At 71.1% G+C, this 26,897-nt stretch carries 22 protein-coding genes and 1 riboswitch; of the genes, 10 read left to right on the forward strand and 12 right to left on the reverse strand.

Features of this window, described 5'->3' with window-relative positions; genetic code table 11:
- The first annotated feature begins 1 nt into the window (after window position 1).
- From FKR81_RS12425 to FKR81_RS12445, 5 genes are all read left to right on the forward strand, one after another.
- The gene (locus FKR81_RS12425) at window positions 2-1,669 is read left to right on the forward strand and encodes an aminotransferase class V-fold PLP-dependent enzyme (RefSeq protein ID WP_146351264.1); all 1,668 of its coding nucleotides are present in this window, start codon (window positions 2-4) and stop codon (window positions 1,667-1,669) included.
- Entirely contained in the window at window positions 1,666-2,043 is a 378-nt protein-coding gene (locus FKR81_RS12430) for a PPOX class F420-dependent oxidoreductase (RefSeq protein WP_146351265.1), read from the forward strand. The genes FKR81_RS12425 and FKR81_RS12430 overlap by 4 nt, the downstream gene beginning before the upstream one ends.
- On the forward strand, window positions 2,024-3,172 hold the full coding sequence (cbiE, locus tag FKR81_RS12435; RefSeq protein ID WP_146351268.1) for a precorrin-6y C5,15-methyltransferase (decarboxylating) subunit CbiE: 1,149 nt from the start codon (window positions 2,024-2,026) through the stop codon (window positions 3,170-3,172). Before FKR81_RS12430 ends, cbiE begins: the two co-directional genes overlap by 20 nt.
- Window positions 3,169-3,912, forward strand: coding sequence for a precorrin-4 C(11)-methyltransferase (gene cobM / locus FKR81_RS12440; protein WP_146351270.1), 744 nt, complete (start codon window positions 3,169-3,171; stop codon window positions 3,910-3,912). The genes cbiE and cobM overlap by 4 nt, the downstream gene beginning before the upstream one ends.
- 111 nt (window positions 3,913-4,023) lie before the next feature.
- On the forward strand, window positions 4,024-4,419 hold the full coding sequence (locus FKR81_RS12445; protein WP_146351272.1) for a hypothetical protein: 396 nt from the start codon (window positions 4,024-4,026) through the stop codon (window positions 4,417-4,419).
- Here the strand turns inward: FKR81_RS12445 and FKR81_RS12450 are convergent.
- Window positions 4,406-7,177: an AfsR/SARP family transcriptional regulator gene (locus FKR81_RS12450; RefSeq protein WP_235921492.1), complete on the reverse strand. Its 2,772-nt coding sequence runs from the start codon at window positions 7,175-7,177 to the stop codon at window positions 4,406-4,408. The two genes, FKR81_RS12445 and FKR81_RS12450, sit on opposite strands and share 14 nt — an antisense overlap.
- Window positions 7,178-7,232: 55 nt before the next feature.
- On the opposite strand from FKR81_RS12450, the gene FKR81_RS12455 reads away from it, so the two are divergent.
- Window positions 7,233-7,940 carry a cobalt-precorrin-6A reductase gene (locus FKR81_RS12455; protein ID WP_235921493.1) on the forward strand — a complete coding sequence of 236 codons (708 nt, stop codon included), beginning with the start codon at window positions 7,233-7,235 and terminating at the stop codon, window positions 7,938-7,940.
- On the opposite strand, the gene FKR81_RS12460 is transcribed toward FKR81_RS12455, so the two are convergent.
- The 3 genes from FKR81_RS12460 to FKR81_RS12470 are packed head-to-tail and all read right to left on the reverse strand — an operon-like array spanning window position 7,912 to window position 10,987.
- Window positions 7,912-9,387 carry a precorrin-2 C(20)-methyltransferase gene (locus FKR81_RS12460; RefSeq protein ID WP_146351274.1) on the reverse strand — a complete coding sequence of 492 codons (1,476 nt, stop codon included), beginning with the start codon at window positions 9,385-9,387 and terminating at the stop codon, window positions 7,912-7,914. The genes FKR81_RS12455 and FKR81_RS12460 overlap by 29 nt on opposite strands.
- Window positions 9,384-10,010 carry a precorrin-8X methylmutase gene (locus FKR81_RS12465; protein ID WP_146351276.1) on the reverse strand — a complete coding sequence of 209 codons (627 nt, stop codon included), beginning with the start codon at window positions 10,008-10,010 and terminating at the stop codon, window positions 9,384-9,386. Before FKR81_RS12465 ends, FKR81_RS12460 begins: the two co-directional genes overlap by 4 nt.
- Window positions 10,007-10,987, reverse strand: a complete 981-nt coding sequence (locus FKR81_RS12470) for a hypothetical protein (protein ID WP_146351278.1) — start codon at window positions 10,985-10,987, stop codon at window positions 10,007-10,009. The genes FKR81_RS12465 and FKR81_RS12470 overlap by 4 nt, the downstream gene beginning before the upstream one ends.
- Before the next feature lie 51 nt (window positions 10,988-11,038).
- Window positions 11,039-11,109: riboswitch (cobalamin riboswitch) on the forward strand.
- Window positions 11,110-11,164: 55 nt separating this feature from the next.
- Between FKR81_RS12470 and cobN the strand changes: the two genes are divergently transcribed.
- Entirely contained in the window at window positions 11,165-14,770 is a 3,606-nt protein-coding gene (gene cobN, locus FKR81_RS12475; RefSeq protein ID WP_146351280.1) for a cobaltochelatase subunit CobN, read from the forward strand.
- Here the strand turns inward: cobN and FKR81_RS12480 are convergent.
- Window positions 14,767-17,394, reverse strand: a complete 2,628-nt coding sequence (locus FKR81_RS12480; protein WP_146351282.1) for an AAA family ATPase — start codon at window positions 17,392-17,394, stop codon at window positions 14,767-14,769. The two genes, cobN and FKR81_RS12480, sit on opposite strands and share 4 nt — an antisense overlap.
- Before the next feature lie 225 nt (window positions 17,395-17,619).
- Between FKR81_RS12480 and FKR81_RS12485 the strand changes: the two genes are divergently transcribed.
- Entirely contained in the window at window positions 17,620-20,244 is a 2,625-nt protein-coding gene (locus FKR81_RS12485; protein ID WP_146351284.1) for a LuxR C-terminal-related transcriptional regulator, read from the forward strand.
- On the opposite strand, the gene FKR81_RS45630 is transcribed toward FKR81_RS12485, so the two are convergent.
- The 3 genes from FKR81_RS45630 to FKR81_RS12500 are packed head-to-tail and all read right to left on the reverse strand — an operon-like array spanning window position 20,195 to window position 22,092.
- The gene (locus tag FKR81_RS45630; protein ID WP_407936521.1) at window positions 20,195-20,596 is read right to left on the reverse strand and encodes a LapA family protein; all 402 of its coding nucleotides are present in this window, start codon (window positions 20,594-20,596) and stop codon (window positions 20,195-20,197) included. The two genes, FKR81_RS12485 and FKR81_RS45630, sit on opposite strands and share 50 nt — an antisense overlap.
- A 20-nt stretch (window positions 20,597-20,616) precedes the next feature.
- Complete coding sequence (locus FKR81_RS12495) at window positions 20,617-21,111, reverse strand: DUF742 domain-containing protein (protein WP_146351286.1); 495 nt, start codon at window positions 21,109-21,111, stop codon at window positions 20,617-20,619.
- 39 nt (window positions 21,112-21,150) lie between these two features.
- Window positions 21,151-22,092, reverse strand: a complete 942-nt coding sequence (locus FKR81_RS12500; RefSeq protein ID WP_146351288.1) for an anti-sigma factor RsbA family regulatory protein — start codon at window positions 22,090-22,092, stop codon at window positions 21,151-21,153.
- 207 nt (window positions 22,093-22,299) lie between these two features.
- Between FKR81_RS12500 and FKR81_RS12505 the strand changes: the two genes are divergently transcribed.
- Entirely contained in the window at window positions 22,300-23,121 is an 822-nt protein-coding gene (locus tag FKR81_RS12505) for a MerR family transcriptional regulator (RefSeq protein ID WP_146351290.1), read from the forward strand.
- 390 nt (window positions 23,122-23,511) lie between these two features.
- Here FKR81_RS12505 and FKR81_RS45980 read toward each other — a convergent pair whose 3' ends face one another.
- Entirely contained in the window at window positions 23,512-23,631 is a 120-nt protein-coding gene (locus FKR81_RS45980) for an SEC-C metal-binding domain-containing protein (RefSeq protein ID WP_222598263.1), read from the reverse strand.
- 158 nt (window positions 23,632-23,789) lie between these two features.
- Window positions 23,790-24,446: a GTP pyrophosphokinase gene (locus tag FKR81_RS12515; protein WP_235921498.1), complete on the reverse strand. Its 657-nt coding sequence runs from the start codon at window positions 24,444-24,446 to the stop codon at window positions 23,790-23,792.
- A 33-nt stretch (window positions 24,447-24,479) separates the two neighbouring features.
- Between FKR81_RS12515 and FKR81_RS12520 the strand changes: the two genes are divergently transcribed.
- Complete coding sequence (locus tag FKR81_RS12520; RefSeq protein WP_222598246.1) at window positions 24,480-25,352, forward strand: threonine ammonia-lyase; 873 nt, start codon at window positions 24,480-24,482, stop codon at window positions 25,350-25,352.
- Here the strand turns inward: FKR81_RS12520 and FKR81_RS12525 are convergent.
- Window positions 25,341-25,718: an STAS domain-containing protein gene (locus FKR81_RS12525; RefSeq protein ID WP_186762937.1), complete on the reverse strand. Its 378-nt coding sequence runs from the start codon at window positions 25,716-25,718 to the stop codon at window positions 25,341-25,343. The two genes, FKR81_RS12520 and FKR81_RS12525, sit on opposite strands and share 12 nt — an antisense overlap.
- 94 nt (window positions 25,719-25,812) lie before the next feature.
- Window positions 25,813-26,880 (reverse strand): PAS domain-containing sensor histidine kinase, encoded by a 1,068-nt coding sequence (locus tag FKR81_RS12530; RefSeq protein ID WP_146351293.1) that lies wholly within the window; start codon window positions 26,878-26,880, stop codon window positions 25,813-25,815.
- Window positions 26,881-26,897: the final 17 nt, after the last annotated feature.

Genomic DNA, 26,897 nt, shown 5'->3' on the forward strand with positions numbered 1-26,897 from the left:
GTTGCCGATCTCCCCGTCGTACCTCGGTCAGTTCCAGGAGCCGGAGGGGTACCTCGACTTCGCCCGCTTCGGGCCGCCGTCGCACACCGTCGTCTCGACGACCGCGCGGCTGCTGGAGGAGTCCTCGCTCGCCGGGCCGTCCACCGTGGACACGCTGATGCGGGAGGAGACGCGGGTCAAGGCTGCGGTGGCGCGGTTGTGCGGCACCGACACCGACCACGTGGTGCTGACACCGAACACCAGCACCGGGCTGTTCCAGGCCGCGTTCGGCCTCACCGGCTCGGTGCTGTTCTCCGCGGGCGAGTTCCCGTCGAACACCTATCCGTGGGTGCGCGCCGGGTTGCCGTGCGTGCAACTCCCGGCCGGCCCGGTCACGGCCGACGCGGTGCGTGCGGCGTTGACTGACGACGTCACGGCGGTCTCGGTGTCCGCCGTGGACTTCCGCACCGGCTACCGAGCCGACCTCGCCGCGTTGCGGTCCGTCGTCGGCGACCGCCTGCTGGTCGTGGACGGCATCCAGGGCTTCGGCGTCGTCGACGAACCGTGGGACGCGGCGGACGTGCTGGTCGTCGGCGGCCAGAAGTGGCTGCGCGCGGGCTGGTCGACCGGGTTCGTGGTGCTGTCCGACCGGGCGCTCGAACGCCTGTCGCCGGTGCTGTCCGGCTGGACCGGTGCCGTGGACGCCGGTCTGTTCGACAACTCGGTGCACGACCCGGCACCCGACGCGGCGTCGTGGTCCATCACGAACCTCTCGCCGGTGGTGTCCGGCGCGTTCGCGCAGGCGCTCGAGCTGGTCGAGCTCGCCGGGGTGCCCGCGATCGAGTCGCGGATCGCCTCGCTGGTCGGTGAGCTGGGCGAGGTCGTCCAGTCCTGCGGAGGTGTCGTCGAGTCCGCGGGCCGTTCCGGGATCTTCGCGTTCTCGATGCCGGAGACCGCCGCGGCCGTGATCGGTGACGCGCTGGTCGCCGAGGGCGTCACGGCGACCGTGCGGCCCGAGCACGTCCGGCTCTCACCGCACGCCACGACCACGACGGCCACCCTGGAACGGGTGCGGTCCGCGCTGCGGTCGCTGGCACCGCGCCCCGCGGTCGCCAGCGCGCTGTCCGCGCTGGTCCCGACGGTGAACTCGATGGCGCTCGCGCTCGGCCCGGACACCGAGGTGGTGCTGCACGACCTGGGCCGCCTGCCGAACTCGATCGTGGCGATCGCGGGGTCGCTCACCGGGCGGACCGTCGACGGTCCGATGACCGACCTGCTGCTCGGCCTGGTCCGCCGCGGCACGACCCAGGACCTGACCGACTACGAGACGTACGCGCCCGACGGCAGGGCCATCAGGTCGTCGACGGTGTTCGTGCGCGACGACGCGGGTGTCGCGATCGGGTGCCTCTGCGTGAACCGGCTCGCCGCGCACTCGGCCGTCGCGCCGGTGGAGTCGTTCCCGCAGGACGTCGACACGCTGCAGCGCGTGCTGGTCGAGAAAGCCGTCGCGGACGTGGGCGTTCCGGTGTCGTTGATGAAGAAGGTGCACAAGTTGCGCGTGGTGAAGGTGCTGGACGAGGCCGGTTTCTTCCTGATCCGCGACTCGGTCGACCACCTCGCGGGTGTGTTGGACGTGACCCGCTACACGATCTACAACTACCTGAACGAAGTGCGAGACTCGTCGGCGTGATCGATCGTGGCACCGAGTTCTCCCAGTTCTGGACCGAGCGGCACCTGTGCACGCTGACGACGTTGCGCGCGGACGGCACCCCGCACGTCGTGCCGGTCGGCGTCACCGTGGACGCCGAGGCCGGGGTCGCGCGGGTCATCACCTTCGCGTCCTCGCGGAAGGTGCGGCACGTGCGGTCCGGCGGGTACGCCTCGGTGTGCCAGGTGGACGGTCGGCGCTGGTCGACTTTGGAGGGACCCGCGGTGGTGCTGGAGGACGCCTCGTCCGTCGCGGACGCGGAGCGCCGGTACGCGGAGCGCTACCGCACGCCCAGGGTCAACCCGCAGCGGGTCGTCATCGAGATCAAGGTGTCGCGTGTACTCGGCACCGTCTGACGTTCTCGTCGTCGGCATCGGCGCGGACGGCTGGGACGGCCTGTCGCCGGTGGCCCGCGAGGCGATCTCGTCGCGTTCGGTGCTGATGGGGTCGGCGCGGCAGCTCTCGCTCGTGCCCGGCTCGTTCGAACGGGTGGAGTGGCCGTCGCCGCTGCTGCCCGCGCTGCCCGGTCTGCTTGAGCGGCACTCGGACGTGTGCGTGCTGGCCAGCGGCGACCCCATGTTCCACGGCATCGGCACGACCCTGGTGCGGTTGCTCGGTTCCGCGCGGGTCCGGGTGATCCCGCACCCGTCGTCGGCGTCGCTGGCGTGCGCGCGGCTGGGCTGGGCGCTCGACGCCGTCTCGGTCGTGTCGCTGGTCGGACGGCCGGTCGACCTGCTGCGTCCGGAGCTGCAGCCCGGACGCCGGGTGCTCGTGCTCGGCGGTGACCCCGCCGAGGTCGCCGCGCTGGCCGGGCCGATCACCGTGCTGGAACAGCTCGGCGGGCCTGCCGAGCGAGTGTCCCAGTGGGACGGATCGCCCGTCGATCCGTTGCACGTCATCGCTTTCGAGTACGCCGGTGAAGGCCTGTCGCGCGTGCCAGGACTGCCGGACGACGCGTTCGACCACGACGGCCAGATCACCAAGCGCGAGGTGCGCGCGGTGTCGCTGTCGACGCTGGCGCCGTTGCCCGGTCAGCTGCTGTGGGACGTCGGCGCGGGTGCCGGTTCGATCGCGATCGAGTGGTCGCGCACGCACCCGTCGTGCCGCGCCATCGCGATCGAGCAGTCGGTCGAACGGGCGGAACGGTTGCGCCACAACACTTCCGCGCTCGGCGTGCCGGGTGTAGCGGTGTGCGTGGGACGTGCGCCCGAGGCGTTGAAGGACCTGGACGCGCCGGACGCGGTGTTCATCGGCGGCGGCCTGACCGTGCAGGGCGTCGTGGAAACCTGCTGGGCCGCCTTGAAACCCGGCGGCCGGCTGGTGGTGAACGCGGTGACGCTGGAGTCCGAGGCCGTGGTCGCGTCCTGGTACTCCAAACTCGGCGGCTCGCTGGTGCGGGTGTCCGTGAGCCGCGGTTCGGCGGTCGGCGGGTTCACCGGCTGGCGCCCGCACATGCCCGTGACGACCTGGAGCGTGACCAAGTGACGGTGCACTTCATCGGCGCGGGGCCCGGCGCCGCGGACCTGATCACCGTGCGCGGCCGCGACCTCATCGCGTCCTCCCCGGTGTGCCTGTACGCGGGTGCGCTGGTGCCGCGGGAGCTGCTGGCGTTCTGCCCCGACGGGGCGCGGGTCGTCGACACGGCGAACCTGACGCTCGACGAGATCGTCGGCGAGCTGCTGGCGGCGCACGAGGCCGGGCACGACGTGGCGCGGCTGCACTCGGGCGACCCGTCCGTGTTCAGCGCGATGGCCGAGCAGATGCGCCGCCTCGACACCGCCGGTGTGCCCTACGACGTGACGCCCGGTGTGCCGGCCTTCGCGGCGGCCGCGGCGTCGTTGCAGCGGGAGCTGACCGTGCCCGGCGTCGGGCAGACGGTCGTGCTGACCCGCACCTCGCAGCGCGCCACGCCCATGCCCGAAGGCGAGGACCTGGCCACGCTCGGTGCGTCGCGGGCGACGATGGTGCTGCACCTGGCCGTGCAGCGGATCGGTGCGATCGTCGAGGAGCTGGTCCCGAACTACGGCCCGGACTGCCCGGTCGCCGTCGTCGCGTACGCCAGCCGTGACGACGAGGTGATCCTGCGCGGCACGCTGGCCGACATCGCGGCCCAGGTCGAGGCGGCGGGGATCAAGCGGACCGCGGTGATCGTCGTCGGGCGGGTGCTGACCGCGTCGCAGTTCCCGGACAGCCACCTGTACTCACACGACCGCTGCCGTTCCTGATCTCCACAACCGCGCCACAACCGGCCGCGGGTACTTCTCTTCGTGACGTATCACGGAGCGGGTGGGCAACTCCGCTGGAGCGGAAGCGACCATCCGAGGGGGAGTTACCTGATGAAGCTGTTGGTGGCGTTGTTGTCGCTGCTCGTGCTGCCCTGCACGGCGCAGGCGACCCCGGCGGGCTGCGGCGAGCAGTGCGAGCTGTCGGTCAACGACGGTCCGGTGTGCGTGGTCCCGAACCCGTGCAAGGTGAAGTTCCAGCTGGACGAGGTGACCATGCGGGACATCACCGCCGAGTACCGCGTGGACAACGGCTCGGCCCGTCCCGGCCGCGAGTTCGAAGCCGACCCGACCGGCCGCGTGGTCGTCCGGGCCGGGACGGACCACGCGGTGCTGACGATCAAGACGCTCGCCGGTGGGCGTGACTCGAAGTTCGACGTCGTGGCCACGCGGGTCAGCGCAGGCCGGATCGTCAAGGCGACGGGGGCGGTGACGATCAAGTCTCACTGAGCCGCGCGGCGCGGAGCAGGTCGACCGCACTGGCCCAGTGCCGCGCCGCCTCGTACCACCTCCCGCACCGCGCTTCCACCTCGGCGGAGGTGCGGTGCGCCAGTCCCTTCTCGAACGGGTCGGGGTGCACCTCGATCGCGAGCGCCAGGTAGCCCCGCGCGCTCGACGGGTCACCCCGACGCAGCCCGACCTGCCCGAGGTGGTGCAGGACGGTGGCCTCCCGGTGCCGGTCGGCGATGCCCCGGCACACCTCCAGTGCCTCGTCGAACGCGGCGTGCGCCGCCGGGAGGTCACCCCGCGCCAGCCGGGTGACGCCGAGGTCGGCCAGCGCGTCGGCCTCGAACCGCTGGTCGCCCAGCGCGCGGCCGATGCGCAGCGCCTCACCGAAGTGCTCCAGCGCGGTCGCGTGCTCGCCGAGCTGCTGATGCGCGGTGCCCAGGGTGTTGAGCGTCGCGCCGACCATGCGCAGGTGGTCGGACGCGCGGAACGTCGCGAGCGCCTCGCGGAGATGAGGCAGGGCGAGCTTCGTCCGTCCCATTCGGACGTACGTGTAGCCGAGGTTCCGCTGGGACAGCGCGACTCCCAGCGGATCGCCCGCGGCCTGGTTGCGTTCGATGGCCTGCTCGAACGCCGCCAGCGCGGGGGTGAAGCGGCGCAACTCGGCGTAGGCGTTGCCGATGTTGTTGTGCAGCCTGCCCTCGCTCTGCGGATCACCGTCGACGAGCACGAGCGCCTTGCGCTGCACCTCGATAGCGAGGTCCAGCTGACGAGTCATGAAGTACGCGACTCCCGAGGCGCGCAACATCTCCGCCTCGGCGCACGGGTCGCCGAGCGCTCTGGTGGCGTCGAGCGCCACCGCGCACAGCTCGACGCGGGCCGTCCAGTTGCCGCGCGCCTCGAAGTAGCCGGTCAGCAGGTACGTGAGCTGCCACGTCTCGGCGTGCCGTTGGTGTGCCGCGGCCAGCCGGACGACCGGCAGCAGGTTGTCCCGCTCGGCGTCGAGGTACGCGAGCACATCGGTGCGATCCGAGCCGAACGGAACCGAGGTGGACTGCCGGCTGACCCGGTGATGCGTCTGCGACAACACGGTGTTGGCCGCGAACGCGATGTCGAGATACCAGTCCAGAAGTGGTTGCACGTCCTCGGTGCCGCACGACCGCGCGAACAGCCGGACGAGGTCGTGGAAGCGGTACCGCCCGCTGACCACCTCGCTGACCAGGTGCGCGTCCACCAGCTCGTCCAGCCCGGTGCCGAGCGAGCAGGCCAGGTGCTCGGCGAACGTGCCGGGATGCAGGCTGAGCAGCCGGAACAGCCGTTGTGCCGCCGGGCTCAACGCGCGGTAGGCGCTGGTGAACACCGCGCGCACCGAGCGGTCGTCCACCGCCAGCACGTCGAACGGGTCGGCGCGGTCGAGCTCCGCCACCAGCTCCGCGATCCTGCGCCGCGGCCGGGCGGCGAGCTTCGCGGCGGCGATGCGCAGCGCGAGCGGCAGGTGCCCGCACCGCGCGGCCAGCGCGGCGGCTGCGTCGGGTTCCTCGTCGACCCGCGGGCCGATCACGCCCCGCAGCAACGCGACCGCGTCCGATGCGCTCAGCACGTCGAGGTGCACGGTCCGCACGGCGAACGACGTGTTCAACGCCGCCAGCGCGTCGCGTGAGGTGACCAGCAGCAGGTTGCCGGGATCGCCCGGCACCAGCGGCAGCACGTCCCGCGCGCAACGGGCGTTGTCGAGCACGATGAGGAAACGCTTGCCGTGCAACAAAGAGCGGTAGAGGCCGGGCGACGCCGGCTGGTCCGCGCCCAGCGCGTGCAGCACGTGCGCGAGCGCGTCGGTCCGGTCGCCCAGCTCGACGAACAGCTGCCCGTCCGGGTAGCGCTCAGCGACCCGGTGCGCCCACTCGACGGCCAGCGACGTCTTGCCGACACCGGCCGCGCCGCAGACCACCACGACCGACGGGCCGTCCGGCGACAACGCCGCCAGCTCGGCGTTCCGCGCGGTGAAGTAGCCGGCGCGGGCGGGCAGTTCCGCGGGCTTCACGGTGCGCACCTCGAGCGACGGGTCGCGGCGCAGGATCGCGGTGTGCAGCTCCATCAGGTCCGGGCTCGGGTCGACGCCGAGGTCGTCGGCCAGCCGGGTGCGCAGCCGTTGGTAGGTCTCCAGCGCGTCGGTGTGCCTGCCGGTGCGGTGCAACGCCAGCATCGCGAGCCGCACGAACCGCTCCCGCGCCGGGTGGCTGACCAGCAACCGCTCCAGCTCGCCGATGGCGTCCGCGTGGTTGCCGCGGTCGAGCTCCGCCTGCCACAGCTGTTCCAGCGCGCACAACCGCACCTCGCGCAGCCGGTCGACCTCGGCCACACCCCAGCCGAACAGCTCGGCGTCGGCCAGCGGATCACCGCGCCACAGTGCGAGGCCCTCGTGGAACCGCCCGGCCTTGACGTCTCTCTCGAATCTCGAGGCGTCCACGTCCGCGGTCAGCTGGTAGCCGGGCTCGCGGGTGACGAGCGCACCCGGCATGCCGCAGTCGGCCAGCGCCTGCCGCACGCGTGCGACGTGGCTGTGCAGCGACTTCACCGCGGTGCGCGGCGGGTCGTCACCCCACAGCACGTCGATCAGCCGTTCCGTCGGCAGCACCGAGCCCGTGTGCAGCGCTAGCACCGCCACGAGCGTCCGCTGCCGGGCCCCGCTCAACGCCGCGCGCCCGCGCGGCCCGTGCACCTCGACCGGGCCGAGCACCCGGACCTCCCCGGCGCCGGTCAACGTACTCTGCGTCCTGTGTTCACGTTGGTCTCCTCCCCACAGGACTGATGCGCGAGTGACGGTGTTGATACTCGGTGGCACCGGAGAAGCCCGCCGGCTCGCCGCGCAGGTCACCGCGATCACCTCGCTCGCGGGCAGGGTGAGCAACCCTCGGCTGCCGTCCGGCGAGGTGCGCGTGGGCGGGTTCGGCGGTGTCGACGGCCTGGCCGACTACCTGCGCGCCAACGGGATCACCGCCGTCGTCGACGCCACGCACCCGTTCGCCGCGCGCATCACGGCCAACGCGTTCGCCGCGACGTCACGGCTGGGCGTGCCGTTCCTGATCCTGCGCAGGCCGGGCTGGACGCCGCGGCCCGGCGACGACTGGCGGTGGGTCCCGTCGGTCGGGGACGCCGTCGACCTGCCCGGTGACCGGGTCTTCCTCACCACCGGCAGGCAGGACATCGCCGCGTTCGCCGACGCGCCGCAGTGGTTCCTCGCGCGCATGGTCGAACCGCCTTCACCGCCGATGCCCGCGCGCATCGAGGTGCTGCTCGACCGCGGCCCGTTCACCGTCGACGGCGAGCTGGACCTGATGCGCCGCCACCGGATCGACGTGCTCGTCACCAAGGACAGCGGCGGCGAGATGACGTCCGCGAAGCTCGTCGCGGCCCGTCAGCTCGGCCTGCCGGTGGTGATCGTCCGCCGCCCGACGCTCCCGGACGCGCCGGTGGTCGAGACCGTCGAGGCCGCGGTCAGCTGGTTGGGTACCGCCGGGGCGTGAACACGACGCCCTGCGGCGTCACCTGCGTCTGCGACGAGCCGATGATCAGCAGGCAGCGCATGTCGACGGTCGCCGGGTCGAGTTCGGCCAGCGTCACCACGTGCACCTCCTCCTTCTCCGAGCCGACGGCCCGGCCGACCACCACGGGAGTGCCGGGGGCGCGGTGCCGCAGCAGCAGATCGCGAGCCTCCTCGACCTGCGTCGTGCGCACGGTCGACGCCGGGTTGTAGATCGCGATCACGAGGTCGGCCTTCGCGGCGGCCTCCAGCCGTTCCGCGATGATCTCCCACGGCTTCAGGCGATCCGACAGCGACAGCACGCAGTAGTCGTGCCCGAGCGGCGCGCCGACCCGGCTCGCGACGGCGTTCGCGGCGGTCACACCGGGAAGCACGCGCACCGCGACGTCCGGCGACTCGGCGGCCACCTCCAGCACGGCCGTGGCCATCGCGAACACACCCGGATCACCGGATGAGACGACCGCGACCCGCTGCCCGCGCCGGGCCAGGTCCAGCGCGAACGCGGCGCGCTCGGACTCGACCTGGTTGTGCGACGCGTGCCTGGCCTGACCGGGCTTCTGCGGAACGCGGTTGAGGTACGTCGTGTACCCGACCAGCGCGTCGGCCTCGTCGAGCGCCTGCCGCGCCTCGGGCGTGAGCCACTCCGGACCACCCGGCCCGAGGCCGACGACGACCACGGAACCCGGCTCGTCGCACCACGTCGAGGCGACCTTCGGCTCGTGGTGCGCGCGCGAGGGCAGCATCGCCAGCGAGAAGTACGGCACCGTGTCCGGGTCGACGTCGGCCAGCGGCGACAACCGCTGCTTGCCGGTCGTCGCTCGCTCGACGTACCAGGCGTCACCCAGCCGTCCGGCCTCCTCCAGCGCCGACCGCACGCCGCCGAACGTCCGTCCCAGCTTGAGGATCGCGGCCGAGTCGGTGTTCGCGATCCGGCGTGCCAACTCGTCCTGCGGCAGCGTGCCGGGCAGGATCGTCAGCACCTCGTCCCGTTCGACGAGAGGCTTGCCGAGCACCGCCGACGCGCCGGACACCGACGTCACGCCGGGCACGACCTCCCACGGATACTTGTGCGCCAAGCGTTTGTGCATGTGCATGTACGAGCCGTAGAAGAACGGGTCGCCCGCCGCGAGCACGACCACGTCGCGTCCCGCGTCGAGGTGCGCGGCCAGCCGGGCCGCGGCCGTCTCGTAGAACGCGTCGATCTCGCCCTGGTAGTCGTCGCTGTCCTCGGTCGTCACCGGGTAGACGAGCTGCTCCTCGATCACGCCGTCGCGGAAGTACTGCGCCGCAATGGATCGCGCCACGCTGCGACCGTGCCGCGCGCTGTGGTAGGCGACGACGTCGGCCGCCGAGATCAGCCGCGCCGCCTTGACGGTCACCAGTTCCGGATCGCCCGGACCCAGCCCGACGCCGTAGAGCTTGCCCGTCATTCGTCCTCGCTCGCGATCGCGTTGATGGCGGCGGCCGTCATGGCGCTGCCGCCCCGGCGGCCGTGCACGACCAGGTACTCCAGGCCGAGCTCGTTGGCCGCCAAGGCTTCCTTCGACTCGGCGGCACCGATGAAGCCGACCGGGATGCCCAGCACGGCGGCCGGCTTCGGCGCGCCCGCGGCGATCAGGTCGAGCAGGTGGAACAACGCGGTGGGCGCGTTGCCGATCGCGATCACCGCGCCGGCGAAGCGGTCCTGCAGCAGTTCGAGAGCGGCCGCGCTGCGCGTGTTCCCGATCTCCTGCGCGAGACCGGGCGTGCGCGGATCGGCCAGGAAGCACAGGACCTCGTTGTCCGCGGGCAACCTGCGCCGCGTGACACCCGCGGCGACCATGGTGGCGTCGCACAGGATCGGCGCACCGGCGCGCAACGCCTTGCGGGCGTCACGCACCACGTCGGCCGAGTACGCGAGATCCTCGGTCAGGTCGGTCATGCCGCACGAGTGGATCATCCGCACGGCGACCTGCGCGACGTCGGCGGGCAGCCCGGAGAGGTCCGACTCCGCGCGGATGGTGGCGAAGGACTGGCGGTAGATCTCCGCGCCGTCCCTGATGTAGCTGGTCACCTGATCTCCTCGTACCCGTCGCCGGTCGCGACGTACTCCACCACATCGCCCGCCGGGCGCCCGCACCTGCGCGCGCAGCCGGACCAGTGCACGAGGCTCGCGTGCGGCGTGCCGAGCCACGCGGTGACGTCGGCTCGCACGTCCGAAAGGGACTTCGCGCAGCCGGGGCGTCCGGTGCACGCGGAGACACCGTGCCAGTGCGAGTCGGGTGAGGTGAAGAGGCCAGTCGTGTCCGTTCCCTCGGGCACGACCAGGCTGCGCCACGGCGTGATCCGCACCGGAACACCCGCGAGCAGCCGCGCGTCGAGCCTGCCCAGCGGCACACCGGCGACCGTCGGGCCGGGTATGGCAGGCGTCACAACGGCCGAAGTTCGCGCCTGGCCCGGCACCCCCAGCGCGGAGGTGATCTTTCGCACACCGTTGTCCACTTCGGACAGCCGCCACGCCGTTCCGCGCATCTCCCCGAACAGCAGGGCCGCCCGCACCACGGCCCCGACCGGATCGGTGACCCGCAGCCCGGAGTCCTGCCCTGCCAGGAACAACGCGTCACCGACCAACCCGATGTCGCCACCGAGCCCGCTGACCGCAGCGCCGACCGTGACGAGGAAACGCCCAGGCAGATCGGCCAGCACCGGTTCAGCGCACAGCGCCTGGTCGATGGCGTCCACGAGGTCCTGGTTGTCGTCCAGCGGCGCCGCGATGATGTTGCGCATCCGCTCGTGCGTGTCGGACGGCAGGAGGCCGGCCGCGCGCAGCCGTCCGCTCAGCTCGATGCCCGAGTCCAAGCCCCTGATCTGCACGTTCGCCCGTGAGGTCAGTTCGAGGAACCCGCTGCCGAGCTCCAGCGCCGCGACCCTCAGCACGTCGAACTGCTCGGCCGACAGTGATCCACCCGGAACCCGGATCCGAGCCAGTCCGCCGTCCGCCGCCTGGTGCAGATCGACGGCGCCGGGACAGGCATCCGGGTGAGCGCGCATGGGCCACACAGTAAACGCCGGTTAGGGTGACCACCGAACGGCGAAGCACAGGAGGAAGCCGGTGTGAGTCCGGCGCGGTCCCGCCACTGTGACCAGGTCAAACGTCTGGGAGTCAGGAACTCCGCGACGCCGTGCCCAACAACAGGGGCGAGGACCCCCGAGGGATGGAGCCCGCGCGTGATCCTGCTGCTGTCGACCTCCGACACAGACCTGCTGTCCGCTCGTTCCAGCGGCGCCGACTACCGCCTCGGCAACCCCGCGAGGCTCTCGAAGGACGACCTGCCCGCGCTCGAAGAGGGCGCCGACCTGGTGGTCGTCCGCATCCTCGGTGGCCGCCGGATGTGGGAGGAAGGCCTCGACCACCTCCTCGCCGGACCGCGCCCGGTGGTCGTGCTCGGCGGCGAGCAGGCGCCGGACGCGCAGCTCATGGAGCTGTCGACGGTGCCGAAGGGCGTCGTCGCCGAGGCGCACACGTACCTCGCGCACGGCGGCCCGGCGAACCTCCAGCAGCTGCACAACTTCCTCAGCGACACCGTGCTGCTCACCGGTGAGGGCTTCGAACCGCCCAAGCCCACGCCCACGTGGGGGCTGCTGGAGCGCGAGGAGAAGCCCGGACTTCCGCTGGGAGACGCACGTCGGCCGGTCGTGGCGGTTCTCTACTACCGGGCGCACCACGTCGCCGGGAACACGGCGTTCGTGCACGCGCTGTGCGACGCGATCGAGGCGAAGGGCGGCAACCCGCTGCCCGTCTACTGCTCGTCGCTCCGCACCGCCGAGCCCGAGCTGCTGGACACGCTCGGCAAGGCTGACGCGCTCGTCGTCACGGTCCTCGCGGCCGGTGGCACGAACCCGTCCGCGGCGAGCGCCGGTGGTGACGAGGACGCGTGGGACGTCGGCGCGCTGGCCGCTTTGGACGTGCCGATCCTCCAGGGTCTCTGCCTCACCAGCAGCCGCGAGTCGTGGGATTCCAACGACGACGGCCTGAGCCCGCTGGACACCGCGACCCAGGTCGCGATCCCCGAGTTCGACGGCCGGATCATCACGGTTCCGTTCTCCTTCAAGGAGATCGACGCCGACGGCCTCACCGTCTACGTCGCCGACCCCGAGCGCGCGGGCCGCGTGGCGGGCATCGCCGTCCGGCACGCCCGCCTGCGGCACATCCCGCCCGCCGAACGCAAGATCGTCGTGATGCTCTCGGCGTACCCGACGAAGCACTCGCGCATCGGCAACGCGGTCGGCCTCGACACCCCGGCGAGCACCGTCCGGCTGCTGCAGGCCATGCGGGAACGCGGGTACGACATCGGGAACGAGCTGCCCGGTGTGGACCCCCGAAGGGACAAGGAATTCAATGCAGCGGACGGTGACGCGCTCATCCACGCGCTCATCGCCGCCGGTGGCCAGGACGCGGACTGGCTCACCCAGGAGCAGTTCGAGACGAACCCGGTGCGCATGACCGCCGCGCGCTACCGCGAGTTCTACGGCACGCTGCCCGACGACTTCCGCGAGGAGATGGAGCAGCACTGGGGCGAAGCGCCCGGTGAGCTGTTCGTCGACCGCTCGAAGAACAAAGACGGCGAGATCGTCATGGCCGCGCTGCGGTCCGGCAACGTCGTGGTGATGGTCCAGCCGCCGCGCGGCTTCGGCGAGAACCCGATCGCGATCTACCACGACCCGGACCTGCCGCCGAGCCACCACTACCTGGCCGCGTACCAGTGGCTGCAGCACGACTTCGGCGCCGACGCGGTCGTGCACGTCGGCAAGCACGGCAACCTGGAGTGGTTGCCCGGCAAGACGGTCGGCATGTCCGCGGGCTGCGGCACCGACGCCGCGCTCGGCGACCTGCCGCTGATCTACCCGTTCCTCGTCAACGACCCCGGTGAGGGCACGCAGGCCAAGCGCCGCGCGCACGCCACGCTCGTCGACCACCTCGTCCCGCCGATGGCCCGCGCCGACAGCTACGGCGACATCGCGCGGCTGGAGCAGCTGCTCGACGAGTACGGCAACATCTCCGCGATGGACCCGGCCAAGGTTCCCGCCGCCCGCGCGCAGATCTGGACGCTGATCCAGGCCGCGAAGCTCGACCACGACCTCGGCCTCGACGACCGGCCGCACGACGCCGAGTTCGACGAGTTCATCCTGCACGTCGACGGCTGGCTGTGCGAGGTCAAGGACGTCCAGATCCGCGACGGTCTGCACATCCTCGGCCAGGCACCGGAAGGCGAGGCGCGGGTCAACCTCGTGCTCGCCATGCTCCAGGCGCGGCAGATGTGGGGCGGCCAGGTCGCCGCGCTGCCCGGCCTGCGCGAAGCGTTGGGGCTCAACGACACCACCCGTGAGTCGACCGATGCCGTCGAGGCACAGGCCAAGGGGCTCGTGCAGGCGATGGAGGACGCCGGCTGGGACGCCTCGGTCGCGCAGTCGTTGAGCGACAACGAGAACGTCGTCAAGATCCTCGAGTTCGCGGCTCTCGAAGTCGTGCCGCGTCTCGCGCGCACGACCGACGAGATGACGAACCTGCTGCACGCGCTGGACGGCGGCTACGTCCCGGCAGGCCCGTCGGGTTCTCCGTTGCGCGGCCTGGTGAACGTGCTGCCGACCGGCCGCAACTTCTACTCGGTCGACCCGAAGGCGATCCCGTCGCGGCTCGCGTGGGAGACCGGTCAGGCGATGGCGGACTCGCTGCTGCAGCGCTACCGCGACGACAACGAGAACGAGTGGCCGCCTTCGGTGGGCCTGTCGGTGTGGGGCACGTCCGCGATGCGCACCTCGGGTGACGACATCGCGGAAGTCCTCGCGCTCATCGGTGTCCGGCCGGTGTGGGACGACCAGTCCCGCCGCGTCACCGGCCTCGAGGCGATCGGCCTCGAGGAGCTGGGCCGCCCGCGCATCGACGTGACCGTGCGCATCAGCGGCTTCTTCCGCGACGCGTTCCCGCACGTCGTTGCGTTGCTGGACGACGCGGTGCGGCTGGTCGCGAACCTCGACGAGCCCGCCGACCAGAACTTCGTGCGCGCGCACGCCGAGGCGGACAAGGCCGAGCACGGTGACGAGCGGCGTGCGACGATGCGCATCTTCGGCTCCAAGCCGGGCGCGTACGGCGCGGGCGTCCTGCCGTTGATCGACAGCCGGAACTGGCGCGACGACAAGGACATCGCCGAGGTCTACGCGGTGTGGGGCGGCTACGCCTACGGCCGCGGCCTGGACGGTGCCGAGGCGCGGCCGGACATGGAGGCCGCGTACCGGCGGATCGCTGTGGCGGCCAAGAACATCGACACGCGCGAGCACGACATCATCGACTCGGACGACTACTACCAGTACCACGGCGGCATGGTCACCATGGTGCGCGCGCTGACCGGCAAGGCACCGGCCGCGTACGTCGGCGACAGCACCCGTCCGGAGGCGGTGCGCACGCGGACCCTGACGGAGGAGACGTCCCGCATCTTCCGCGCCCGCGTGGTGAACCCGCGCTGGATCAACGCGATGCGCCAGCACGGCTACAAGGGCGCGTTCGAGCTGGCGGCGACCGTCGACTACCTGTTCGGCATCGACGCCACCACCGGCGTCGTGCACGACTGGATGTACGAGGAGCTCACCGCCAAGTACGTCATGGACCCGGAGACCAGGAAGTTCCTGACCGAGTCGAACCCGTGGGCGCTGCACGGCATCGCCGAGCGCCTCCTGGAGGCGGCGTCGCGCAACCTCTGGGAGCACCCGGACCAGGAGACCCTCGACGCCCTGCGCGCCGCCTACCTCGAGACCGAGGGCGATCTCGAAGGACGTTAGTCGGCGAGGTCGAGCACCTCGGGCAGCTGGAGCCTGCCGGAGACACCGAGTTTCCGGCAGGCGCCCGACAACAGGCCCTCGATGGCGTGCGCGGGCACGAGCAACGTCGTGGCGATCTCCTCGTTGGACCGTCCCCGCGCCGCCAGGTTCGCCACCTGGTGCTCGGTCGGCGTCAACGCGGTGGGCCCGGTCTGCCGCATCCGGCGAGGCCCGGACCCGGTGGCCACGAGCTCGGCGTGGGCGCGCGCGGACAACGCCGCCGAACCGCACTTCTTCGCCAGGTCCAGCGCGTCGCGCAGGTGCCCGCGTGCGGTGGACGTGTCGCCCTGTCGTCGCAGCACCACGCCGAGATCGGTCAACGCCCGCGCCAGCTCCAGCCGTGCGGACGAGGTGCGCAGCACGACGACCGCGGACTCCAGCAGCGCCCGGCCCGCGGCACCGCTGTTGACCCGACCGGCGGCGCGCAACGTCATGCCGAGCATGCGCGGCGCACCCCAGGCGCGGGCGCGCGCCAGCTCCTCGTCGGCGTACTGCCGCGCGCGTTCACCGTCGCCGAGCGCGGCGCAGGCCAGTGCGGCACCCGCGCGCCACGGCAGCAGCGCCGGGTTGCGGAACGGCCACCGCGCGGCGTGCTCGTGTGCGGCGAGGAAGTCGGCGAGCGCGGTACGGGCGTCACCGCGCACGATGTTCAGCCTGCCGCGCGCGGCCAGCACCCCGGCCATCGCCCACGACGCCCGCACGCCCTCGCTGCACACCTTGTCCAGCACCGCTTCCGCCTCGTCGACCCGGTTGTCCTCCATCAGCAGGTCGACGCACAGCGTCGCGTACATCGCGGACACGGTCGGCCAGCGCTTCTCGTCGCGCAGCAACGGTTCCGCGGCTTCGGCGTCCGTGCGGCCCGCCTGCAGGTCGCCGTTGCGGCGGTGCGCGTTCGAGCGGTACAGGAACGCGAGGCCGCGCACCACGGGCGCGTGCTCCTGCTGAAGCACCTTGTCCATCAACGCGATCGCGTCGTCGCCGCGGTCGGCGATGCTCAGCGTCGTCGCGGCCGCGATGCGGCTCATCGCGTCCTGCCGGTCGGCGACCACGCGCATCGTCAGCTCGACGGCGGCAGGCGCGTCCAGCTCGTTCGTCGAGGCGCGGTAGAGGATGTTGACCGGCTCGTCCTCCGGCACGACGGTGGCGGGAACCGCTTCCGCCCAGCCGAACGCGTGCATCAGCCGGTGCTCGCGCAGGCGCACGGCGAGCGGCCCGTCGACCCTGGCTTCGGCGGAGGAGAGCACGGACGTCAGCTCGGCCGGGTCTTGCTCGGCGTGCAGCGCGATCGCCAGCGGGATCGCGGTCTGCGCCTGTTCGACGGGGTCGTCAGAGGACTGGAACGCCTCGCGCAGCCTGCTCGTCGCACCCGGCAGGCCGCCGACGAGCTCCGCGGTGCCCAGCAACCGGAACGCCCGCGCGGGGTTGCCCTGCGGTTCGCGCAGCGAGCGCCACAGCAGGCGGGCGGCGGCGTCCGGCTCACCCCTGCTCACCGCGTCGCGTGCGGCGCTGTCCAGCACCTCGCCCGCCCACGGGTCGGCGCCGGGCGGGGTCTCCAGCAACTGTTCGGCGACCGCGCGGTCGTCCGCGCCGTGGTTGCGCAACGACCGCGCGGCGCGCAGGTGCAGGTCGCAGCGGGTCGCGGGCGGCATGTCGTCGAGCACGGCCGCGCGCACCGGTGCGCCCAGCGCGCCGATGCCCTCCAACGTCCGCAGCGCGTCCGCCAGCTCGACCGCACCCATCCCGGTCAGCTCGCCGAGCACCGCCGGGTGCGGGTCGGGTCCGAGCACCGCGACGCACTGCGCCGCGGCCACCACCTTCGGCGGTCTTCGGCGCAGCCTGCCGAGCACGACCTCGCCGCGCACGAACGTCCCGTACTCGGCTGCCCGCCAGGCCGACGCCGCGCGCGGCGGCACGCCGTCGTCCGACATCGCGCGCAGCAGCCGCGCGGTGAGCTGCGGGTTCCCGTCGGTCGCCGCGAGGCACGCGTCGACGAACGCCGGCTCGACCGCACCGCCGTAGACGCGCGCGGCCAGCTCGGCCGCCGCCGCGTCGTCCAGGTCGCCGAGCACCACGCGTTCGCACGTCGGCTGGTTGACGACCTCGCCGAACGACGGGTCGTCGCACCGCTCGTCCGCGCCGATGGACAGCAGCAGCGAGATCGGCTGGCGGCGCATGCGCAGCGCCAGGTAGGCGAGCCAGCGCAACGACGGCGCGTCCGCCCAATGCACGTCGTCCACCACCACGAGCAGGCCGCTGTCACCGGCCAGCTTCACCGCGAGCCGGTAGACGGCGTGCAGCACCGCGAAGTCCGGCGACGGGGTGGTCATCCGCAACGCGCCCAGCGCGTCCGGCGGCACGTCGACGCCCTCGTCGAGCACCGGCTCGAAGAGCTGGGCCACGATCCCGAACGGCAGCTCGCGGTCGAGCTCGCTGCCGTGCGCCCGGATCACCCGGTGCCCGCGCTCCTCCCACATCGCCGCGGCTTCGTCGAGCGCTGACGTTTTTCCGGTACCCGCAGCGCCTTCGACGAGGGTCGTGGCACCGCTGCTGATTCCGGCGCACCACACTTTTCGCGGGTGTTTCAAGATCTCTCCGCAATCCGTGGGGGAAGGTGTCCGCGAATTTCATGCTACTGAATGAAGGCCACTTGCTCAGGTAAAGGTAGTTACGCTATGGCGCGTCTCAACAGGGACGTTCCGCCTATGATCTCCGCGGCTACTACCCGGATGGGTAGTGGTGGCACTTCGACGTGCTCACGACGGTCATCCCATCGGCCTAGTGGATCTGCATCGAAGGAAAGGGAAAAAATAGTGTCGGGGAATCGAGACGGAGCGTTCCACGGCCGTGCCGCAGAACGGGACGTCCTGGCCAAGGTGCTCGACGCCGGTTCCGGTGTGGTGCTCGTCGAGGGCGCGCCGGGAACGGGCAAGACGCGCCTGCTCGCCGAAGCGGCGCGTGAGGCGGTGCGCCGGGGTTTCACCGTTGAGACCGCGGCCGACGAGCTGGATCAGCCGTTCCTGCTCGCGCGCGTCGCCGAGCGCTCGCCCGCCGAGCCGACGGTGATCGTGCTCGACGACCTGCACGTCGCCGAGCCCGGCACGCTCGCCGCGCTGCGCTCGTTGCTCCCCACCTGCCGCGACCTGCCCGTCGTGTGGCTGCTCGCCCGAGTGGCGGGCGCGGGCGCGGACCGCTCGTTCGCGGCCATCGGCGGGCTGGCGACGCGGCTCGAGCTCTCGCCGCTTCCTGACAACGTTGTCCTCGATCTGGTTGCTGATTTGCTGGGTGGCAAGCCGGACGCCGGGCTGCGTTCGCTCGCCGCGCTCGCGCAGGGCAACCCGGCCGAGTTGGTCGCGCTGTTCACCGCGCTGTGCGAGGACGGCCAGGTGCAGCTCGAACGCGGCCGGGCCGTGCTGTCGCCGGAACCGCCGCCGCGCCGCGTCGAACGGCTGATGCGGCGCCGCATCGACACCCTGTCCGGACCGGCGCGGCACCTGCTCCAGGTCGCGTCCGTGCTCGGCGCCGGCTTCGAACCCGGTGACGTCGCGCAGATGCTGGGCACCAGCACCGCTGTTCTCTTACCCGTGCTCGACGAGACGATCGGCGCGGGCGTCGTGACGTCCGCCGACGACCGCCTCGCGTTCCGGCACGAGCTGATCTGGCGGCTCGTCTCGGACTCGGTGCCCGCACCCGTGCGGCGCGCGTTGCACCGCGAGGCGGGGGAGATGCTGCTCGACCGCGGCGACTCCGCCGTCACCGCCGCGCAGCACCTGCTGCACGGTGCGCAGCGCGGTGACGTCCGGTCCATCGAAGGACTCGTCACCGCCGCGCGAGCCGTGCTGCGGCAGGCACCGGACGCCTCCGCCGAGCTGGCTGTCCGCGCGCTCGAGCTCACCGACCCGGCGAGCCAGTCGGTCATGCCGCGCACGGTCGTCGCGGTTCGCGCGCTGGCCGCGTCGGGCAAGCTGACCGCCGCGCAGGTCATGGCGCAGGACGCGCTGTCCCGCCAGGTCTCCGCACCCGCGTCGGCCCAGCTGCGCCACATCGTCGCGCTGACCCTGATGCTGAGCGGTCAGTACGCGGACGCGGTCGACGTCGTCGAGCACCTGCTCGACGAGCCGGACCTGCCCGACGACCTGGTCGAGTGGGTCGAGATCACCCGCTTGATGAGCCTGCTCGGCCACGAACCCTCTCGCGCGGGTGAGATCGCCGAGACGATCGTGCGCGCGCACCGCGGTCCGTCGACGGACCTGCTGGCGACCGCGCTCGCCGTGCTCGCGGTCGTCACCCGCGACACCGGGCAGCCCGGCGCGGCGGTCCAGCTCGCCAGGGAGGCGGGCAACTCGGCGGCGGGGACCGAGCTGTGCGGCTACCCCCAGCTGGTGTACGCGTCGCAGCTCGGCTGCCTGCGCGAGTTCGCCGACGCGGACGCCGTGGTGCGCAGGGTGCGCAGCATCCCGCTCGGCAACGCGCCCAAGGAGACGCTCACGTCCGTCGTCCAGTCGCGGATCCTGTTGCAGGCCGGGCGGATCGAGGACGCGGTGACCGAGGCGCGCCGCGCGCTGGCCGTCGCGGAGGAGACCGGGCTGGTCCTGCTCGTCCCGCCCGCGCTGGCCGTGCTGGCGACCGTCGCGATCCACACCGGCGACCTGCCTGCCGCGATCGAGCACGTCGAACGGTTCCGCACCAAGCTCCCCGCGGACGGGGTCGTCTTCTCCGCCGCCTACTACCAGTGGACCGACCTGCTGGTGTCGTTCGTGGGCTTCGGTCTGGAGCGCGCGTTGACGTTGCTGACCGACACCTATCCGGACCTGGTCGAGGGTTCCGCGTTGTTCGTCGAGGAACCGCGTTCGGCCCCTTGGTTCGTGCGGCGCGCGCAGGAGGCGGAGGACCAGGCGCTGGCGGAGGCCGTGGTGCGCAGGATCGAGCGCTTCGCCGACGACAACCCGGAGTTCCGCGCGGTCGCGGTCGCCGCCATCCACGCGCGCGGCGTGCTCGACGGTGACGCGAAGCTGTTGGAGCAGGCGGCTGTGCAGCACCGCGACCTGTGGGCGCGCGCCAACGCGTCCGAGGACCTCGGCGTGCTGCTGGCGGCATCCGACCGGGCCGCGTCGGTGAAGGCGCTGGAGAGCGCGCTCGGCCTCTACCGCGAGATCGGCGCGATCCGCGACGGCGCCCGTGTCATGGGCAGGCTGCGCAAACTGGGGCGCCGCAGGCGAACCCAGCCCGTCCGGCCGCTGTCCGGGTGGTCCAGTTTGGACGACACCGAACAGGCGATCGCGAACCTCGTGGCGAAGGGGCAGACGAACAGGCAGATCTCGACGCAGCTGTTCATGTCACCGCACACGGTGAACTTCCACCTGCGCAAGATCTTCCGGAAGCTCGGGATCAGCTCGCGGGTGGAACTGGTGATGAGGACTCGTCCGGAACAGGCTTAGCCAGCTCGGTCTTGTCGGCGAGCCCGGTCTTGTCGGCGAGCTCCTTCTTCTCGGCCAGCCCGGTCTTCTTGGCCAGTTCCGTTTTCTTGGTCAGCTCCCTGCGGGCCTGCCTGCGCAGCTGCATGATCCGCGCGGCGCCGACGAGCGCGACGGTCAGCGCGCCGCCGATCATCCCGAACAGCAGCGCGACGCCCAGCGGCAGCGTGGCCTCGACCCACAGGAAGTGGACCGTGGCGGTGCCGAGGTTCTGCAGGATGAAGACGAGGAGGAAGATCAGCAGGACGATCGCGACGAGCACCGCGACCCAGGTGCCGCTGATGCGGGTCGGCCGTGGCTTCTTCGGCGTGGTCACGTGCTGATTATGGGGCCTGCTCAGAGCCGGTGCAGGCCGGCGAGCACGCGTTCCAGCAACGACATGTCCGGCAGGTCGCGCTCGTGCACGGCGACGAGGCCCAGCGTGATCAGGTCGCTCAGCAGCACGCGCGCGACGCCCAGCGGGACGTCCGACAGCGCGGCGATCTCGGCGACCGAACGCGGGTGCACGCACAGCCGCATCATCGGCAGCTGGTCGTTCGTGGCGCGGTAGAGGTTGACCTCCTCGGCGGAGATCAGGGTTTCCAGGCGGAGGTCGTAGCTCGACTCCGTGCGGCCGCCTGTCCTGGCGTACGGCCGGACCAGCGCGCTGCTGTCGACGTACTCCGGCCACACCGGCTCGGGTTCGAACTCCGGCTCGGGCTCCGGTGGGGGAGCGGGCTCGGGTTCCGGTTTCGCCTTGGCACGTCTTCGTTCTTCACGCAGACGCTTGCGGACCGAGGGCGAGCCGAACCGCGCGCCCACATATCCGACCTCTGTGTCCTCGTCGTGCACCGGATCACGCTATAACGCGGTTTTCGCCAGATATTTCGATCAGGTTTCCAGTTGGTTGTGGGCGTGTGACCGGGTGAACCTGACCTGGATCGTGGTGCCCGACGGTGTGGTGTGCAGCCGAACGAGATCCGCCAGATGGTTGACGACCAGCAGTCCGCGCCCGCCCATCCGCTCCGGCCCGACCGGCAGCCGCCCGGCGAGCGGGTCCGAGATGTAGCCGCCGTCGGCGACCTGGCACACGTACGCCTCGTCGTCCGCCCAGAGGTGCACGGTGCTGTTGCCGCTGCCGTGCTCGATGCTGTTGGTGACCAGTTCGGTGATCGTGAGCAGCAGGTCGTCGAGCCGCAGCGGGTCGAACCCCGCGTGCAGCGCGTGCTCCTTGGTGAACCTGCGCGCCTGCGACACCGGCCCGGAGATCTCCGTGCGCACCGCGTCCGGCGGTGGCGGCAGCAGCGGCCGGTTGTGTCTCGCGATCACCTGCTCGGGGGCGAAGTGCTCACTGGGTCTGGGTCCGCTGTCGTCCACGACGAGCGGGTGCGTCGCCTCCGCGTCGCGCAGCACGTCGGCGCTGAGCCGGTGGACGTCGTACGGGCACAGGATCGTGGCGCCCCGCCCGTTGAACGCCTTGTTGATCAGCGCCTCGTGCGTCGCGCACGCCGGGTACTCGTTCTCCGACCGGCCGGGCCACACCGGTTCCCCGATGATCCGCACGTGCCTGCCGGGATGCGAGTCCGCGAACGCCCGCAGCACACCGGGGATGATGCGGCCGGGATTGCGCCCGACCAGCGACATGTCGTGGAACACGATCATGTTCTCGAACGTGGCGAGCGCGTCGCGCAGCAACGCCAGGTTCGGCGGTGGCACGGCCACCGCGACCGGCTCGCCCTCGGCGAGCCCTTCCACGACGAACGGAACGGTCGCGGAGAGGTAGTCCTCGGCGTCGCGGTAGAACAACGCCGGGTGCACGAAGGATTCGCTCATCGGGTCCGCACTTCTGTCCGGGGTGTGTCCTCCAACCGCGTTGCCGTCTCATGCACGACGATACGTCTGCCGGGGCGCGACCGGCCCACTCGCACCTGCAAGGTCACCCCTCATGAGTCCATGGACGTCCTGGGGTTCCCACTGGTGGTCGTGTTCAAACCTCGTGTTTGACCCTGACACCGTGTCAGCCTCTAGACAGGACGCGTCATGTTCACCATCGGAGACTTCGCCCAGCTGGGGCTCGTGTCGGTCCGGATGCTGCGCCACTACGACGCCATCGGGCTGCTGCGGCCGGCCCACGTGGATCCTGCTTCCGGCTACCGGTTCTACGAGGCCGCGCAACTGGCCAGGCTCAACCGCCTGGTCGCGTTGAAGGACCTCGGGCTGACGCTCGACCAGGTCGGCGTCGTGCTGTCCGGGTCGATCTCGCTCGCCGAGCTCCAGGGGATGCTGCGGCTGCGCAGTTTGGAGCTGCAGCAGGAACTCTCGGCGTCGGCTGCCCGGTTGCGCCGGGTCGAGGCGCGTCTCCGCGCCATTGAAAGGGAAGGCCACATGCACACCGACGACATCGTCGTGAAGCCGCTCGGAGCGGCTCGGGTCGCCGTTCTGTCCGCTGTCGCCGCGTCCTACGACAGCGAGGACATCGGGCCGGTCATCCAGCCCATGTACCCCGACCTCTGCGCTCGGCTGGAGCGGGCCGGGGTGCCCATCGTCGGGCCCGGGATCGCTTACTACACACCTGCTGACGGGGACGCGGTCAACGTCCACGCCGGGATGCCGGTCAACGTTGCTCCGTCTGCCGCGTACGACTTCGACGTGGTCGACTTGCCTGCTGTGCCCACTGCTGCCTCGTTGATCCATCGGGGGGCGATGGAGAACATCGGGGCCTCGTACCAGGTGCTGGCCACCTGGATCGAGGACAACGGGTACCGGCAGGACGGGTTCGCTCGCGAGGTGTACCTCGACTGTCCTGACGACCAGTCCGCGTGGGTGACCGAGTTGCAGGTCGTTGTGGTGCCTGGTTCTTGATGTTCGTGGTGGGGTGGGGAGGTCCTCCGGGAAAGTTTGCTCTGTTCATTTGGCTGCCGGTTTGTGCTCGGGGGCCGCGCCCGGTTGGCAGTGCGGGGGGTCGCCAGTGCGGCGGGCGCTCCTTTCTTTTGGTACCTGCCGGTTTGGCGGTGCTCCCTTGGTGCCCGCCGGTTTAGGCGTTGCTCGCTTGGTACGCGCCGGTTTCGCTGTGCCCGGCTCGCCCTGCTGGCCCGGAATTGTCGGTGCTGACTGGGAGCATCGATTCGGGGGGTTCTCCGCGCGAGGGGACGCCCGCGTGAGCATTGCCGCGAACGTGCGGTCACGCTCCCGCGGACATCCCCGGCGCCCAGGGCCTTGCCGAACCGCGGACACACCCACGGCGCGTTCTAGTCACGCACGTAGTAGTCGCCCAGCACGCCGTCGTACCCACCGCCCGCGCGGCAGCACCGGCGAAAACCGCCGCCCGGAACCACACGGACAAGGGTCGTTCCCGCCGAGCTTCTCGATCAGCTCCTTGCCGTCCCCAACGCTGCGCGAGCCGCGCTTGACGCGGTCTCGCTAGAGGGAACCCCCTGCGGCGCTTGCTGGTCGGCTCAAAAGGACGATTCGTTCTCGTGATCGCGGCGCATGACTGCCTCCCCAAGAAGAGCCAACAACAGAGGCGAACGCTAGCCGGGCGAGCCGTCGGTCTGCGACGGGTTTTCCAGATGGACGCGCCGGTGCAGCGACTCCATGCGCTCGTCGAGCTGGGCGGCGATGGCGGCGGTGCTGCTGAGCTCGTCGGCGAAGTCGCTGGGGATCTGGTCGTCGTACTTGTAGAACAGCTTGTGCTCGAGGGTCGCCCAGAAGTCCATGGCGATGGTGCGCAGCTGGACCTCGACCTTGACGTTCTCGACCCGGTCGGACAGGAACACCGGGATGCGCACGATGAGGTGCAGGCTGCGGTAGCCGTTCGGCTTCGGCGAGGCGATGTAGTCCTTGGTGCGCATGATCTCGACGTCGTGCTGGCGGCGCAGCATCTGCTCCACGCGGTACACGTCGGACACGAACGGGCAGATCACGCGCACACCGGCGACGTCGTCGAGGTGCTCGTCGATCAGTGAGATGTCGGCGGGCAGGCCCTTGCGGCGCAGCTTCTCGAGGATGCCGTCGGGCTTCTTGATGCGGTTGGTGATGTGCTCGATCGGGTCGTGCTGGTGAACGGAGTCGAACTCCTCGCTCAGGATGCGGAGCTTGGTCATCAGCTCCTCGACGGCGAACTTGTAGACGAGCAAACGCCTTTCGAGCTGCCTGAACACACCGAGATCGTCGACCACGTCCGTCACGTGATCCAGCGTACAAGCGGGTACGTTGGGGCCGTGATCGGCTTGGGGGAGATCCGGGCGGCGGCGGAGCGGATCGCGCCGCACGTGCGGCGCACACCGTTGCTGGAGTGCGCCGAGCTCGGCGTGGTCGTGAAGGCCGAGAACCTGCAGCACGCTGGGAGTTTCAAGGTCAGGGGCGTGTTCAACGCGCTGCTGTCCTACGAGGAACTGCCGCGCGGCATCGCGACGTTCAGCGCGGGCAACCACGGCGCGGCCGTCGCGTACGCCACTCGATCGGTCGGGATTCCCTCGGTCGTGTGCATGCCGCCGAAGGCCGTGCGGGCGAAGGTCGACAACGTGCGCAAGCACGGCGGTGAGGTGGTGTTCACCGAGGACCTGCTCGGCACGTGCCAGACCATCGCGGCCGAGCGCGGCTACTCGCTGCTGCACCCGTTCGACGACCTGGCCGTGATCGCCGGGCAGGGCACCGTGGGACTGGAGATCGGTGATGCCGACCTGGTGCTCGTGCCGGTCGGCGGTGGTGGGCTGATCAGCGGGATCGCGGCCGCGCTGCCGGGTGTGCGGGTGGTGGGCGTCGAACCGGAGACGGCGAACGCGATGACGCACGCGTTGCGCGTCGGGTGGCCGGAGCCGTTGCCGGAGAAGCCGGTCTCGATGGCGGACGGGCTCACCGCGCCGTTCGCGGGCGAGCACACGCTGGCTCACGTGCGGGCGCTGGTGTCCGAGGTGGTCGAGGTGACCGAGCAGCACATCCGCGACGCGTGGTGGCCGTTGATGGACGCGACGAAGCTGCTGGTGGAGCCGTCTGCGGCGGTGGGACTGGCGGCGTTGCGGGAGGGGCTGGTGGAACCGGGGGAGAGGACCGTGCTGGTGCTCTCCGGCGGCAACACCGCGCTAGCTCACTAGCTGGATGCGGACCGCGGCCAGTGCGTCGGGCAGCGTCTGGTGCACGTGCACGACGCGGTCGACCCCGGTGACCGCCATCGGGCGCAGCACGGCGCGTTGCGGGGCGACGACCGCGAAGACCACGTCCTGGTTCTCGGCGCGCTGCTGCGACTCGACCAGCACGGAGAGACCGGTGGAGCCGAAGAACGTGGTGGCGCACAGGTCGAGCACGATCGCCGGCGAGTGACGATCGAACTGGGCCGTCAGCGCGGAACGGATCGGCTCGACAGTGTGCTCGTCGACCTCACCCGTCACCCGGACCACCGGCACGCCGTCGACCTCAGTGGCGGTGACCGAGTCCGGTACGTCGGGTACGTGTTCGCTCATGCGCATCCTCAAGACAGCGGATCAGGATCGAGCACGCTGCTGAACTCGGGTTGGCCTCACCGTACGGTGGGCGTGAGGCGACCACAAGGAGCACTCACCCGCTTGAGCCAACGAAGGGCAACCAGAACTCGACGGTGGTGCCCTCACGGTCCGGTGCGACTGTCCACCAGCCGCCCGCGGTTTCCGCGCGTTCACGCATTTCAATCAAACCGAAATGCTCGCGACCACGAGCGCTGTGGACCACGGCGGGCTCGAAGCCCTTGCCGTCGTCGGTGACCCTCACCAGCGCCCCGTCGTCCACTGTGGACAAACTGATGTGAACGGTTTTCGCGTTGGCGTGCCTGAGCACGTTGGTGAGCGCCTCCTGGCAGATGCGGAAGATCGTGATCGCGACCACGGCGGGCGGCTCCTGGTCGAGCTCGTTGTGCAGCACGAGCCGCAGCTCGCTGTCCCGCAACACGACGCTCGTGTAGCTGGTCAGCGCTTCCACGAGCCCGTGCTGGTCGATCCCGGGAGGACGGAGCCGGAAGACGAGGTGCCGCAACCGGTTGATCGTGCTGTCGACGGCCTCGTCCAGCTCTCGCAACACTTGCGCGTACTCGGCGGGCACGTCGTCCGCCAGCAGCTGCAACCGCATGCCCACGGCGATCATGGCCTGCACGGAGTCGTCGTGCACGTCCCACGCGATGCGCCGCCGCTCGGTCTCCTGCGCCTCGACGAGGTGCGCGAGCAGCAGGCGCCGCTCGGACAGCCTCAGCTCGGCGTTGCGCCGCTCGGTCAGGTCGCGGGTGACCTTGCCGAAGCCGCGGAGCTCCCCGGTGTCGTCGAACAGCGCGGTGATGACGACGTTGGCCCAGAAGCGCGTGCCGTCCTTGCGCAGCCGCCAGCCCTCGTCCTCGAGTCGCCCGTCCCTCTTCGCGGTCTCCAGCTCGAGTGCCGGCTTCCCCGCGTCCTCGGGCGGGTAGAAGACCGAGAAGTGCTGGCCGATGATCTCGTCGGCGCGGTACCCCTTGATGCGTTGCGCACCGATGTTCCAGCTGGCGATGTAGCCCTGCGGGTCGAGCATGAAGATGCCGTAGTCGACGACGCTCTGCACCAGCAGCCGGAAGCGCTCCTCGCTCTCCAGGAGCAGGCGGGTCGGTTCGACGGGCGGCACGGACATGATGCAACTGTGCACCA

The sequence above is a fragment of the Lentzea tibetensis genome (assembly GCF_007845675.1).
In the GTDB taxonomy this organism is placed as follows: Bacteria; Actinomycetota; Actinomycetes; order Mycobacteriales; family Pseudonocardiaceae; genus Lentzea; species Lentzea tibetensis.